The following is a 13,006-nucleotide window of genomic DNA, read 5'->3' as shown; positions in this document are numbered from 1 at the left end:
ACAATTTATAGTGAGCGATAACTTTTGCCAAATTCTTGATTCTTCCGTCGCACTAATTCATAAAGGAATCTCGATCGCAAATTCCGTACCTTCTCCTACGGTGGAACGGCAGATCAAGGCTCCGGCGTGTTTTTCCGCGACAATTCGGTAACTGATGGCTAACCCCAAACCAGTGCCTTTTCCCATCGGTTTTGTCGTGAAAAACGGGTCAAATAATCGGCTCCGCACGTCTTCTGTCATGCCGATCGCATTATCGGCAATGCGGATACAAATACTATTTTCGTTCAGGGCTTCTGTGTGAATGCTAATAGTTGGTTTCCAATCGTCGCCGTCGGCTGCCGCTCGCCTTTTTTGGTTGCAAGCATCTTCCAAGGCGTCAATACTGTTGCTAAGCAGGTTCATAAATACCTGATTAAGCTGACCTGCATAACATTCAATTAAAGGGATTTTACCATAATTTTTGATTATTTGAATTTCGGGATAGTCGCCTCTGGCGCGAAGTTTGTTGTGTAAAATTAGGAGCGTATTGTCTATGCCTTCGTGAAGGTTGGTAGGCTTTTTTACCGAGTCGTCTAAACGTGAGAAATTTCGCAAGCTCAGAACTATTTCGCGAATGCGATCGGCTCCCATTTTCATCGAACATAATATTTTTAGTAAATCTTCTCTCAGAAATTCTAAATCGATATTGTTAATACATTCTTGAACTTCTACCACGGGCTGAGGATAGTGTTTTTGGTAAAGTTCCACAAGCTGCAACAAGTCTCTGATATATTGGCTGGCGTAGGAAATATTGCCGTAGATAAAACTGACAGGGTTATTAATTTCGTGAGCTACTCCCGCTACCATTTGACCGAGACTTGACATTTTTTCGGTATGAATTAGGTGAGCTTGAGTTTCTCGGAGTTCTTTGAGAGCAATTTCTAGCTGCTGGGCTCTATTGTTGGCGATCGCCTCGGAGAGCCGCAAAGCATCCTCCGCTGCTTTGCGCTCTGTTATGTCAAAAATGGCGCCGTTGAGGGATAAAACTTCACCGTCTGCGTTGAAAAGGGCTTGACCTTTCTCTACAACCCACCGCACATTTCCGTCGCAGTGCATTAGGCGATATTCGATGATGTAAGGTTGTTTTGTCTTAATAGCCAGATCGATAAAATTATCGATATACTCAGCGTCCTGGGGATGAACTATACTGGGAAAAGCCTGCACCGGTTTTTGCATAAAGTTAGCGGCGGGATAGCCAGAAATAGCTTCTATGCCACTGCTGATAAAAGTTAAGCTCGCTCGCCCAGCAGCACTACATCGGTAAACCGCACCGGGAATGCTAGAAACTAATGACCTAAATTCTTCTTCCCTTTCTCGCAAAGCTGCCTCAATCCGCTTGCGTTCGCTAATGTCGCGAGCAAACGCGCACTGATATTCTTTGCCGTTAAACTCCAAATGGTTGATCGTGATTTCTACCGGAAAAATGCGACCGTACTTAGTGAGGTGGTGAACTTCAATATTAACCGAACCGCAGCGTTTTAAGACTTTCCAATGCAAACTCCAAGCAGTTTGGGGAAAATCTGGATTGATGTCGTGCACGGTCATTGAGAGCAATTCAGCGGTAGAATATCCCAATGAAGTGCAAGCGGCGTCGTTGACGTACAAAAATTTACCATCGGGCCCGATCCAGAATATCGCATCTGCCGATCGGTCGATCGCAAACTGAGTCAGTTGCAACTTTTCCTCAACCCGGTGGCGATCGGCAATTTCTTTTTCTAACTGTTCATTAAGCGAATTGAGAGCTAAAGCGCGATCGACAATAGTATCTGAAGCATAAAAATTGAGCGCTTGTTTTGCCAATTCTCCTTTCTCGATATCATGCTGGTGCTGATTTTGTTCTACCTGTTTTAACGACTGTTGTTGAAATTTTTCTTTTTGATTTAAACCAGACTCGGCAAGTGCTTTCGGCATCAGGGCGAGGGCGGTTGCGGCTAAAAGCCAAGATATCAAAGCACTTGCAGCTTTGAGAGTTACCGACAGCCAATATATGGAATGCCAAAGCGTCCAAACTTCCGTCAATTTAGCCGCGCCCCAGGCAAAAAAAACAACCGCAAACAGCCGGAAAATCTTGCGGTGAGAACCTTGGCGGGTAAAATAAACTAAAGATAGGGCGATCGAGCAATAAGCCAGTGCCGTCAGCGAGTCAAAAACAGCGTACAGTCGCAACTCCGGCACCACGTTGCAGGCGAGTGTAGAAGATAAAGCAAGTGTGGAAAAAAAAATTGTTAATTGTTCTTGCATAAAGTTCAAGAAAAAAATTATCTGTACCAATGCAAATCAGATCAAATCTAATTATTTGATTTCGGCTAGTGAAATATTTACATAATTATATACTTTTTTCATTTTTTATGAAACAGCGATTTTTTCAGGAAATGTCAAAACAGTCGAGGTGGGGCCCTGGGAACGAAGCTTTGCCCAAGTATGAGCAATGGGGAGCCTCACGGCTAGCAACGCTTACGTTGCTCCCTGTGACGGAATACATAGGTTCGCCTACCTATTGCTTCAGAAACATTTAAATTGTTAATGATCGCTATTAAATTTTCTTTTAGATTACTTAAGCCGTGAGCCAGGGGTTTTTAACCCCTGGCTCACAGATGGACTAGCAGACTTTTAAGGCAGAGAAAATCTCAATTTTTCCGCTGGCAATCCACAATTAAGCACCGCCCAGCGCCCAATGCACCAAAGTCCGAACTCCAAAACCGGTAGCCCCAGGGCCATTGTAGCCATTTTCTTTGTCAGTCCAAACCGGGCCGGCAATATCTAAATGCGCCCATGCAGTATCCTTTACAAACTGCTTCAAAAATAGCGCCGCCGTAATCGAACCGCCGGGACGTGGGCCTGTGTTTTTCATGTCGGCGTGCAATGCTTTCAAGCCCTCAAAATATTTTTCTTCCATCGGCATTCGCCAAAATTTTTCGCCTGCTAATTCTGAGGCGGCGACTATTTCGGCGGCGACGCTATCTTGAGGACTCCACAAACCGGCGATATCGTCGCCTAAAGCAATTACGCAGGCGCCGGTTAGAGTTGCTAAATCGACAATTGCGTCAACTCCCAATTTATCAGCAAATACCAAAGCATCAGCCAGGGTTAAACGACCTTCAGCGTCGGTATTGTTGACTTCAATTGTTTTGCCGTTGGAAGCTGTAAGGATGTCTCCAGGGCGCATGGCGCGGCCGCTGATCATGTTTTCAGTGACGGCGCTGATAAAGTGAACTTCCACATCGGGTTTGATGTGTCCGATCGCCTTTGCCGCTCCCAAAGTAGCCGCAGCGCCGCCCATATCTACTTTCATCATTTCAATGCCGCTTCCCGCACCTTTGATGTTCAAACCGCCAGAATCAAAGGTCAATCCTTTGCCGACAATTGCTATTTTGCGGCGCGGTGTGCCTTCTGGTTTGTAAGTTAAATGGATGAATTTAGGCGGTAAATCCGATGCTAGGGCAACGCCGAGAAAGGCTCCCATGCCTAGTTTTTCGCAGTCTTCCCGCTCCAATATTTCTAATTCTAAACCGCATTCGGCAGCCAGACTTTGAGCGGTTTCTGCCATTGTAATCGGGGTGACAAAATTTGCAGGCGCTGCGACTAATTCGCGTGCTAAAATGACTCCGGCAGTGATTTGGCGGGCGCGGACGATCGCACTTTCGGTACCGGCAAAACCAAGCAAATGAATTTGTTCGAGTTGCGGGCTTTTGTCTTCAGGTTCCGATTTGAAACGGTTGTCTTGATTTAGGGAGAGTTCTACACCTTCGGCGATCGCGCTTGCTGTAACATCCGGCGCGTTTTTCCACACCGGAAAGCTAATTCCGAGGGTTTTGCATTTCTCTTTTTTGGCTAACTTGGCGCAAACGCCCGCAGCTTGCCGCACGGTGTCTAATTTTAAGTCCTCTGTTTTGCCCAAACCGACGATCGCAATTTTGCGAATGGGATTATTGCCGCCGACGCGGGTGATGGCGCTAGTACCCACTTTGCCCTTAAAATCTACTTCCAGTAGCAGCTCTTTCAAAGTGCCTGCCAGTTGTTCATCTAATTGTGCCAGATCGCCCGTGAGTTCCAGGGCGTCCTCAAATAGACCAATTGCCAGGGCGTCTCCCGTCCAAACAGAGCGGGGCGTATCGGTGACTAGAAATTCCATGTTTTGATTTACACTTTAGATTTTAGATTTTTGATTGTACTTTGCAGTGGGTGGTTTGTGGTTTTTCGTTGGTGCGGGTAAATAGATCGATCGCACAAATTTTCCGCTCCACATCAAAATAAATTCTGCTACTATATCAGCCAAGTCCGCCTGCGATCGGATCTTCCACCAATCTCAATCATCTGTTTGGGGGTCGGCTGTCCGTTTTTGCCCCACTCTTAACATTTATTTCTCGTTGAACAGGCATCCTGCCTGTGATGGCGTGGAACAGCCATTCTGCCTGTGATGGCTCTTGACAAACGATGGTTCTCTATATCTTATTCTCTTAAATTTTCCCATGCTAAAACGACGCCGGGCCCGATTTTCTGTTTTAATCAGCGTTTCAGTTTGCGTTATTGCGATCGGCTCTTTGGTTGCTGCGATGAAATGGATGGGTTTGGGCTCGGTCCAGAAGGCTCAGCAGCCCCAGAATGCAGCGAATTCCGAATCGGAAGTCAAGATGCTGGTGTCGCTGTCACCGAGCGAGCGATCGGCGAAATTAGTTGAACTCGCAACCAGTCAGTCTGCAAGTACGAACCCGCAGCAGGAAATCTCCCCTCAAAGCCGCGCCCGCTACCTGCTTGCCAGCGATTTAATTCAGCAAGGAAATGCGGCCAAAGCATTAAAGTTATTGGACAAATTAGAGCAAGAATATCCGGTTTTAGCTGCTCACATTGCCCTAAAAAGGGCGCAAGCTTACCAATTAAGTGGCGACAAAGGCAAAACTCAAAAAGCTTGGGAGGAACTGCTCAAAAACTATCCGAGCGACCCGGTAGCAGCGGAAGCTTTATATGTTTTAGGCAAGTCAAAACCGGAATATTGGCAACAGGCAATTAGTGAATTTCCTGGTCATCCCCGCAGCGTAGAAATTGCCCTCCGCAAGTTAAAAGAAAATCCCAATCAGCCGCAGTTGATGCTGCTCGTAGCAAAACACGGTCATTATGTCAAAGATTACGGGACAATTTTGGAACAACTGGTGCAGCGAAACAGCGCAGGTTTGAAACCGGAAGATTGGGAAGAAATTGCCTTTGGCTATTGGGAAAAACAAAATTACGGCAAAGGAGCTATTGCTTACGGGAAAGCTCCCCGCAACGCCAAAAATCTTTACCGCAAAGCTCGCGGTTTGTGGCTCGACGGAAAAATCCCGGAATCGAGAATTGCCTATCAAGAATTAGTGCGCGAGTTTCCCGATGCCGAAGATACTGGTTTGGGTTTAATTCGGCTGTCGCGGCTGAGCGAACCGAAAGAAGCGATCGTTTTGCTCGATCGAGTTATTAGCAAATTCCCCAATTATGCCCCCGAAGCTTTGTTAGATAAATCGCAAATTCTCGACAAAGCACGCAGCGGTCAATCCGCCTCAGAAACCCGGAAATTGCTCTTGACAAAATACAATAATTCTGATAAAGCAGGAGAATTGCGGTGGACGATCGCCCAGCAGTTTGCCAAAGGCGGAGATTTAAAATCAGCTTGGCAGTGGGCGAGAGAATTAACCACCCACAATCCCGACAGCGAACAAGCTCCAGAAGCCGCATTTTGGGTCGGGAAATGGGCACAGCAACTCGGCCGCCAACAAGACGCCAAGACTGCGTTTGACTACACGATCTTACGCTATCCAGAATCATATTTTGCGTGGCGATCGGCTGTACTTCTTGGCTGGCCAGTCGGCGACTTTACCACAGTCCGAGATTTGTCTCCCAATGTAGTGCGGCCCCCTCAGCGCCCCGAACCAACCGCCGGTTCTCCTGCGTTGAAAGAACTCTATCAATTAGGTCAAGATAGGGATGCTTGGACGCTGTGGCAAGTAGAATTTATCGACCGCGTAGAACCAAGTATTGCCGAACAGTTTACCGACGGTTTAATGCGAGTAGGAGTTGGAGACAATTTAGACGGTTTGTGGATGGTTGGTAGTTTGCGGCAGCGCGATAAACCAGATGATAGAACCCAATACCTCGAACTCAGACAGCAACCGATTTATTGGCAAGCACTTTATCCTTTTCCTTACTTAGAAACCATTGTCAAATGGTCGCAAGATCGCAAAATAAATCCAGTATTAGTAACAGCATTAATCCGGCAAGAATCCCGCTTTATGCCCGCCATCAAATCATCAGTTGGCGCTACCGGTTTAATGCAAGTAATGCCGGAAACAGCAGCTTGGGTTGCCGCTCAAATCAGCCTCAAAAAGTATTCATTGGAGAATGTGGACGACAACGTTAAACTCGGTACGTGGTATTTGGATCACACTCACGACGAGTACAAGAATAACTCGATGTTAGCTGTGGCGAGTTACAATGCCGGGCCAAATGCAGTAGCAGATTGGTTGAAGAGGTTTAGTTTTAGTGACCCGGATGCTTTTGCGGAAAAGATTCCCTTTCCTGAAACGAAAGGATACGTGAAATCGGTGTTTGAGAATTACTGGAATTATCTGCGGATTTACAATCCAGAAGTTAATCAGTTAATGAGTGAGCATTATGCGGCTGCTCAGAAAAAAGCAAAGTGAATTATTCGTGGTGTGGGGGCGGGTTTATCTAAATTGTTGGTAATCGTTATATCTTTTTGGTGGAACCCGCCCCTACGAAACCATATTTTGTAGGGGCGGGTTCCACCAACTATAATCGCCCCAAACAAACAATCTCAAAAACCCGCCCCCACCCAACAAACAATCATCAGTAATTGACGGGAAATGATATCAGCGGCATCCCAAAGAATCGCGAGTAGAAATCCCAGTTTGAGAATTAATACCGCTGGCTTTTGTGCACAATTCTTTAACTTGTGATCCGTCCATAATTGCATCAGTAAAGTCAGCGCCGGTAATATCAGCCCCCTCAAAAGTAGACCGCAGCAAAATTGTTTCCGCTAAAATTGCATCACTTAAATCGGCTTTAGTAAATTTAACTTGATCCATCATTGCATTAGTTAAATTTGCTCCGTGCAAATTCGCCTCAGTCATCACCGAAGCGCTCATAATTGCTCCCCGCAAATCGGCATTAGAAAAATTAGTCAAGTCCATATTAGCGTTAGAAAACTCGGCGGCGCGCAACATTTGACCAGAAAAATCGCGTCTTGTCAGTTCGGCGTTGCTAAAGGACAACGGCGGAGCGTAATATTTAGATTGAGCCAGGGCTGGCCGGGGCAGGATGAAGATAGTTAGCGCCAAGAGGAATGCTGCTAGTTGCCGGAGTTTCATAAGTCGGATATTCTCGCAAGGTGGGTATTTCGTAGTGTATCCCGAACTTTGGTCGATCGACTAAACAGGTACAATCTTAATTAATAGTGATGGAGATGAAAAAAAAGATATGCTAAGTTTTTTCTTAACTTGGATAGTAGCAGCGGTGTCGCTGATCATTACCGCTAACATTGTACCAGGTATTTCGGTGGTTAGCTTTCCGGCGGCGATGCTGGCTGCTGTTGTTATCGGATTGGTGAATGCGGTTGTCAGACCGATTCTGACATTGCTGACGCTGCCTTTGACTATTATTACTTTAGGTTTGTTTTTATTCGTTGTGAATGCAATTTCGCTTTCCCTGGCTTCGTGGTTGGCGGGTGCGTTCAATATCGGCTTTGTGGTTGGCGGTTTTTGGCCGGCTTTGGTGGGTTCGATTGTTTTGTCATTCGTTTCTGGGTTGATTGGTCGATTTGTGAATGCCAATACTTTGTCTCAGTAATACATTATCCCAGATACTCGATCGGGCAAACTGCAACCGCTACTGTTACCGCAGAACCCGCCCTAGCCCCTCCTTGTGAAAGGGGGGGATTTTTGCTGCGAAATATTTGTTTAGGAACTAAGAGGGGATTTGAACCGCAGATAAACGCAGATGGACGCTGATGATTGATGGATATCTGCGTATATTCGCGTTCATCTGCGGTTAAATTTTCTTTTCTAACTGCACAAAGTGCGGCAGCTTCTGCTACGCTGGGCGTCCCGACTTCTTTGACTACAATATTTGAAGGATTGGGGACTTCTACGGAACTTAAAATGTCAGCCGCAAAGGTTTGTAACGGCCAATTTCGCTCTTGACAAAGTTCTAGCAAGCCGACTTCACCTGCTTTAGTGTCTATTGTAGCAATACCGGCGATCGCACTTTCCGCTAAATGATTAGCACGGCATACTTGTTTAATCGCAGTTTCGATTAATTCTCGCCCTGTTCCGCGTTCACAACCTATCCCTATCCACAACACTCTCGGATGCCACTGAACCTTTGGCAAAGAAGATTCCGGCGAAAATCTTCTCTGCGTGAAACTAATCCAAATTCTGGCTTTGATAGTTGATAGATTTTCCCCATCCCAATACAAAGAATGTTTTTCTGGCAGACTGTTTTGCCACAAAGTAGAACCAACTTCTTGAATTACTTCGACAGTTTCCCCTCTAGCCATAGCCGCCGCCACTCCTGTCCAGTCACCTTCGCCCCGCCTCCAACCGCTGGGAAGGTCTAGCATATCTAAAGTAAATTCATCGCTCATTATTCAGTTATCTATTCTGTAGTTTCACTGCCACCGCAATCTTAAAAAAAGATTAACACTTTGTTTATTGAAATTTATGGTATAATTGTAGCACAAAATACAAAAAATCAAACATTTAAGATGGTAGAACTAAATCAGTTAGTGTTAGAGCTTGAAAGCAACCTCAAATCGGAAGGAGTGAAAAAAGAATGGAAAGAGCGCCGGTCAAGTTGGGTTAGCGGTGTGGCAGCATCAGTTAACCTGACATATCTAGCAGAATTGCTAGTTGAATGGGAATCAAACTTGCAGGGAGAATCAGTTGATATTCAGTGGCAAGAGCGTCGCAACCTTTGGGTAGAAGAATGTCTGGGAGCATCGATTGTTCAAGAAGTATCAAGTTTATTGCTGGAACTTGAAACCAATATAAATTCGGAAGCTATGGCTGATGAATGGCAGCAGAAGCGGGAGAAGTGGGTACAGCAATTGCACAAGTTTAACGAGTAGTTTCGAGGAGTCAGAGCCTGTAGATATGCGTTTTCAGGCTCTATAATTTCCTAATGACTAATAACTAATTCTTCATCTTTCTGCCAAACCCCATTCAGAAAAATATCTGCGAGTCCTTCAGCCATTTCCTGTATTTGCTGCCGAGAAGCATTCGGCTCCATAATAGTATTTTGCCTGAAGGGCGCGACTGCAAACATTCCCACAAATACCTGAGCGACAATTTTCGGATTCGTCTTTGGATCAACTTGTTTTTCCATCGCCGTTTCCAAATAAATCCTCAGCCACATATCTCATTATAAAAAACCCACCGTCTAAATTACTAAAATTTGTACAATCATAGCACAAACTGCAAAGAAGACAAAATTTAATATGGTAGAACTAAACCAATTACTGTTAGAATTTCAATCCCACCTAAACTGGGACGCAGTGAGGGAAGAATGGAAAGAACGTCGCGACTGTTGGATGAGCGAGGTGTCAGCAGCAAGTGACGAAAAACACCTAGCCAAATTGCTAGTTGAATTAGAATCAAATTATCAGCGAGAAGCGGTACAAAGTCTCTGGAAAATGATCCGTGAAAGTTGGGTAGAAGAATGTCATATAGCATCGACGCTGGAAGAAGTATCAAGTCTCTTGCTGGAACTTGAAAGCAATACAACTTGGGAAGTAGTGACGGATGAATGGCAGAATAATCGGGAGAAGTGGGTACAGCAAATGTACCAATTTATAGAGTAATAATTCACTTAGTCAAAATCCACTTTCATGGTGAATGATGTCCCTCCTGTGCGGTTGATTGTCTCGCTTCCCTCAATTACTTTAAATCCCGATCGCTCGTACAAACTCAGGGCCCGATTTGAGCTTCTGACACTCAGGGATACCGATCGATAAGAGACTTTTGCTGCTGACAACAAACGATCGAGCAACTGCGTTCCTACACCCTGATTTGTATATTCTGGAAGAACGGCGATCGCCAATTCCGGGATAGTATCGTCAACCCAGCCAAACCCCTTGTCATCCTCTGTAAACAAACGCAGCCAGGCGGCTCCTACTGGCTGGCTGCCGTTCAATTCGATTGCTGCGAAGCCCAGATCGTTTGCACGTCCCCAATTCTTGACATATTTCGCAATTAAAGGATGATTCACAACCGCTTGCACCGTTGATTCACCTTCTTCGGCCATGTGCGCCGCCTCATACAGCATTTGCCACAGAAAAGGCTCGTCTTCCTGCGTTAGCGGCCGAATAGAATAGTGCAAAACTTTGCTCATAATAAGTTTTCCCTGTTGCCCTAATCATTCATCTTTCTGTAAAACCCCATTCAGAAAAATATCTGCGAGTCCTTCAGCCATTTCCTGCATTTCCTGCGGTGAAGCATTCGGCTCCATAATCGTATTTTGACTGAAACCTGCAACTGCAAACATTCCCAAAAATACCTGAGCGACAATCTTCGGATTCATCTTCCGATAAACTCCTTTTTCCATCGCCGTTTCAAAAAAAGCCTCAGCCACATTGGTCATTTTTCCGATGACTTCCAACTGAATTCTGTCGCGCAAATCCGGGTGAAATTGCGCCTCCAAAAAACACACCCGCATCATGTCGCTATTCTCGCGGATATTCAGCATCCGTCGCCGCATCACCTGAGCCACTGCTTTGTAACTGCCCATTTCGCTTAATTCAGTCAGCAAATCCGTCAGCAACTCCACCCATCCTTCCGTCGCCACCTCAATCAAAATCGCTTTTTTATTATCAAAATGCCGAAATAGCGTACCCTCGGCCACCCCCGCCGCCGCTGCTAAATCGCGAGTTGTCGTGCCGTCGTATCCGCTGCGGGCAAACAACCGCTGAGCGGCTTGTAAAATCCGCTTCTTGGTTTCTGTTTCAGAAGGAGGAGACTGATTAAAAATTCGCATGGCTTTGCAATCGGTAATTGGCGACTGGGAACTACGGGATCGGGACGGAATGGCTAAATAATGTTAAGTTTTAAGTTGTGCGCGGCTTTGATCCCAAACTTAAAACTCCTCGCCGGGCTCCATACCCTTTTTGAGATTTGCTGTATCAGCCTAACATCTGGGGCGCAACAGATCGCTTATGCCTCCAAAAATCTTTATCCTGAGAAAAGAATCCCTGGCCACCGAGCACAAACATTTTTTTGTCTGACAATCCAAAATCTAAAATCTAAAATCTAAAATCGAATGACCCTGCAGTTCCAAAAACCCCGTGAAGCGAAGCTATCCCGTAGGGAATCGCCCGATCGCCAAACTCGATTCATCGCCTCCCTGCTGGCCGCTGTACTACTGTGGTGGGGCATTTCTCCCGAAATCGCCCTCGCCCGCCCCAACCCCGCTAGCGGCTCCCAAGCAGTCTCTGTTCAACCGTCGCTCGATCGAGTAATCAGCCAAGTCAGCGAATTTAAGCTCGACAACGGCATGAAATTTATCGTACTCGAAAGGCCCAGAGCGCCCGTAGCATCGTTTCTGATTCACGCCGATGTCGGCGGCGCAAACGAACCCGACGGCCAAACAGGCGTCGCTCACTATCTCGAACATTTAGCCTTCAAAGGCACGCCAAAAATCGGCACTACCGACTACCAAGCCGAAAAGCCGCTGCTAGAAAAACAAGACCAACTCTTCGAGCAAATGCAAGCAGCCAAGGCCAGCGGCAAAACTGAAGAAGTCGCCCAATTAAAAGCAGAATTTGACAAAGTTGAAGCCGAAGCTTCGCAATTTGTCAAGCGCAACGAACTCGGCAAAATAGTCGAACAAGTCGGCGGAGTCGGACTAAATGCTGCTACTTCCACCGACGCCACAATGTATTTTTACAGCCTTCCAGCTAATAAGTTAGAACTGTGGATGTCGCTGGAATCCGAGCGATTTCTAGAACCTGTATTTCGGGAATTTTACAAAGAAAAACAGGTAATTTTAGAAGAGCGCAGGCTGCGAACCGAGAATTCTCCGATCGGGCAAATGGTTGAAGCTTTTGCCAACAAAGCTTTCTCTGTTCATCCCTACCGCCGCCCTGTAATTGGCTACAGTGAAGACATTAAAAACCTCACCCGCAGCGACGTGCAGAAGTTTTTCGAGACTCACTACGTCCCCAGCAAGCTGACTGTGGCGGTGGTAGGAGACGTGAAAGCTTCGGAGGTGAAGCGACTCGCTCAAATTTATTTCGGCCGTTACAAGGCGAAACCAGCGCCTCCAGAATTGCAACTTGTCGAACCTCCCCAAACGCAAACTAAGGAAGTCACGCTGCAATTAAAAACTCAACCTTGGTATTTGGAAGGGTATCACAAACCGGCGATGAATCATCCCGACAATGCCATTTATGAAATGATTGGTTCTTTGCTCAGCGATGGCCGCACTTCTCGGCTCTACAAATCTTTGGTAGAACAACAGCAATTGGCGCTGGCTGCTCAAGGTTTCAGTGGTTATCCGGGGGAAAAGTATCCGAATTTGATGTTATTTTACGCTCAAACTGCCCCGGGCCGCACCGTTGATGAAGTAGCCTCCGCTTTGAGCAAGGAAATCGATCGCCTGAAAACAGAGCCGGTTTCTGCTTTGGAATTGGAGCGAGTGAAAACTCAGGCGAGAGCCGATTTGTTGCGATCGCTCAATTCTAATATGGGCATGGCATTTGCGCTGGTGGACTATCAAGTAAACACCGGTTCGTGGCGAAATTTGTTCAAGGAATTAGATGCGATCGCGGCTGTTACTCCCGCTGACATTCAGCGTGTCGCTCAGGCAACTTTCCGCCCGGAAAATCGCACGATTGGTAAGCTTTTGCCGCTTTAAGAAGAAGGAAGGCACGACACGGATTTTGACACGGATACACGGATGAATTGTCGAGCGTGAGGCATTCATTAGA

Annotated in this window: 12 protein-coding genes; 5 read left to right on the top strand and 7 right to left on the bottom strand. The window is 46.2% G+C overall.

Going from position 1 to position 13,006, the window contains the following annotated elements; translation table 11 throughout:
* Positions 1-57: 57 nt before the first annotated feature.
* Together QUB06_RS17005 and QUB06_RS17000 are read right to left on the bottom strand one after the other, a co-directional pair.
* Positions 58-2,280 (bottom strand): PAS domain S-box protein, encoded by a 2,223-nt coding sequence (locus QUB06_RS17005; RefSeq protein WP_333436258.1) that lies wholly within the window; start codon positions 2,278-2,280, stop codon positions 58-60.
* Positions 2,281-2,692: 412 nt separating this feature from the next.
* The gene (locus tag QUB06_RS17000) at positions 2,693-4,171 is read right to left on the bottom strand and encodes a leucyl aminopeptidase (protein ID WP_333436257.1); all 1,479 of its coding nucleotides are present in this window, start codon (positions 4,169-4,171) and stop codon (positions 2,693-2,695) included.
* Between the two features lie 337 nt (positions 4,172-4,508).
* On the opposite strand from QUB06_RS17000, the gene QUB06_RS16995 reads away from it, so the two are divergent.
* The gene (locus tag QUB06_RS16995; protein ID WP_333436256.1) at positions 4,509-6,707 is read left to right on the top strand and encodes a transglycosylase SLT domain-containing protein; all 2,199 of its coding nucleotides are present in this window, start codon (positions 4,509-4,511) and stop codon (positions 6,705-6,707) included.
* Positions 6,708-6,896: 189 nt separating this feature from the next.
* Here QUB06_RS16995 and QUB06_RS16990 read toward each other — a convergent pair whose 3' ends face one another.
* Positions 6,897-7,394 carry a pentapeptide repeat-containing protein gene (locus QUB06_RS16990; RefSeq protein ID WP_333436255.1) on the bottom strand — a complete coding sequence of 166 codons (498 nt, stop codon included), beginning with the start codon at positions 7,392-7,394 and terminating at the stop codon, positions 6,897-6,899.
* Between the two features lie 109 nt (positions 7,395-7,503).
* Between QUB06_RS16990 and QUB06_RS16985 the strand changes: the two genes are divergently transcribed.
* Entirely contained in the window at positions 7,504-7,872 is a 369-nt protein-coding gene (locus QUB06_RS16985) for a phage holin family protein (protein ID WP_333036939.1), read from the top strand.
* Between the two features lie 4 nt (positions 7,873-7,876).
* Here QUB06_RS16985 and QUB06_RS16980 read toward each other — a convergent pair whose 3' ends face one another.
* Positions 7,877-8,668, bottom strand: coding sequence for a cobalamin biosynthesis protein (locus QUB06_RS16980; protein WP_333436254.1), 792 nt, complete (start codon positions 8,666-8,668; stop codon positions 7,877-7,879).
* Between the two features lie 120 nt (positions 8,669-8,788).
* Between QUB06_RS16980 and QUB06_RS16975 the strand changes: the two genes are divergently transcribed.
* Positions 8,789-9,151: a hypothetical protein gene (locus tag QUB06_RS16975; RefSeq protein ID WP_333436253.1), complete on the top strand. Its 363-nt coding sequence runs from the start codon at positions 8,789-8,791 to the stop codon at positions 9,149-9,151.
* Between the two features lie 50 nt (positions 9,152-9,201).
* On the opposite strand, the gene QUB06_RS16970 is transcribed toward QUB06_RS16975, so the two are convergent.
* Positions 9,202-9,408 carry a hypothetical protein gene (locus QUB06_RS16970; RefSeq protein ID WP_333436252.1) on the bottom strand — a complete coding sequence of 69 codons (207 nt, stop codon included), beginning with the start codon at positions 9,406-9,408 and terminating at the stop codon, positions 9,202-9,204.
* A gap of 112 nt (positions 9,409-9,520) precedes the next feature.
* Here QUB06_RS16970 and QUB06_RS16965 point away from each other — a divergent pair, with 112 nt between their 5' ends.
* Positions 9,521-9,883 (top strand): hypothetical protein, encoded by a 363-nt coding sequence (locus QUB06_RS16965; protein WP_333436251.1) that lies wholly within the window; start codon positions 9,521-9,523, stop codon positions 9,881-9,883.
* An 8-nt stretch (positions 9,884-9,891) separates the two neighbouring features.
* Here QUB06_RS16965 and QUB06_RS16960 read toward each other — a convergent pair whose 3' ends face one another.
* Together QUB06_RS16960 and QUB06_RS16955 are read right to left on the bottom strand one after the other, a co-directional pair.
* On the bottom strand, positions 9,892-10,413 hold the full coding sequence (locus tag QUB06_RS16960) for a GNAT family N-acetyltransferase (protein ID WP_333436250.1): 522 nt from the start codon (positions 10,411-10,413) through the stop codon (positions 9,892-9,894).
* Between the two features lie 24 nt (positions 10,414-10,437).
* A complete protein-coding gene (locus tag QUB06_RS16955; protein WP_333436249.1) occupies positions 10,438-11,055 on the bottom strand; it encodes a TetR/AcrR family transcriptional regulator in 618 nt (205 codons plus the stop codon).
* A 282-nt stretch (positions 11,056-11,337) separates the two neighbouring features.
* Here QUB06_RS16955 and QUB06_RS16950 point away from each other — a divergent pair, with 282 nt between their 5' ends.
* A complete protein-coding gene (locus QUB06_RS16950) occupies positions 11,338-12,933 on the top strand; it encodes a pitrilysin family protein (protein WP_333436248.1) in 1,596 nt (531 codons plus the stop codon).
* Positions 12,934-13,006 lie beyond the last annotated feature (73 nt).

This window comes from Microcoleus sp. D2_18a_D3, from assembly GCF_036702455.1.
In the GTDB taxonomy this organism is placed as follows: Bacteria; Cyanobacteriota; Cyanobacteriia; order Cyanobacteriales; family Microcoleaceae; genus Microcoleus.
This window is presented reverse-complemented; position numbering and strand designations above follow the sequence as displayed.

Bases quoted from the DNA above. Each gene is read 5' to 3' on its own strand.
- QUB06_RS16990 (WP_333436255.1), bottom strand. From the start codon at position 7,394: ATGAAACTCCGGCAACTAGCAGCATTCCTCTTGGCGCTAACTATCTTC.
- QUB06_RS16965 (WP_333436251.1), top strand. From the start codon at position 9,521: ATGGTAGAACTAAACCAATTACTGTTAGAATTTCAATCCCACCTAAAC.
- QUB06_RS16995 (WP_333436256.1), top strand. From the start codon at position 4,509: ATGCTAAAACGACGCCGGGCCCGATTTTCTGTTTTAATCAGCGTTTCA.
- QUB06_RS16955 (WP_333436249.1), bottom strand. From the start codon at position 11,055: ATGCGAATTTTTAATCAGTCTCCTCCTTCTGAAACAGAAACCAAGAAG.
- QUB06_RS16980 (WP_333436254.1), bottom strand. From the start codon at position 8,668: ATGAGCGATGAATTTACTTTAGATATGCTAGACCTTCCCAGCGGTTGG.
- QUB06_RS16975 (WP_333436253.1), top strand. From the start codon at position 8,789: ATGGTAGAACTAAATCAGTTAGTGTTAGAGCTTGAAAGCAACCTCAAA.
- QUB06_RS16950 (WP_333436248.1), top strand. From the start codon at position 11,338: ATGACCCTGCAGTTCCAAAAACCCCGTGAAGCGAAGCTATCCCGTAGG.
- QUB06_RS16970 (WP_333436252.1), bottom strand. From the start codon at position 9,408: ATGGAAAAACAAGTTGATCCAAAGACGAATCCGAAAATTGTCGCTCAG.
- QUB06_RS17005 (WP_333436258.1), bottom strand. From the start codon at position 2,280: ATGCAAGAACAATTAACAATTTTTTTTTCCACACTTGCTTTATCTTCT.
- QUB06_RS16960 (WP_333436250.1), bottom strand. From the start codon at position 10,413: ATGAGCAAAGTTTTGCACTATTCTATTCGGCCGCTAACGCAGGAAGAC.
- QUB06_RS17000 (WP_333436257.1), bottom strand. From the start codon at position 4,171: ATGGAATTTCTAGTCACCGATACGCCCCGCTCTGTTTGGACGGGAGAC.
- QUB06_RS16985 (WP_333036939.1), top strand. From the start codon at position 7,504: ATGCTAAGTTTTTTCTTAACTTGGATAGTAGCAGCGGTGTCGCTGATC.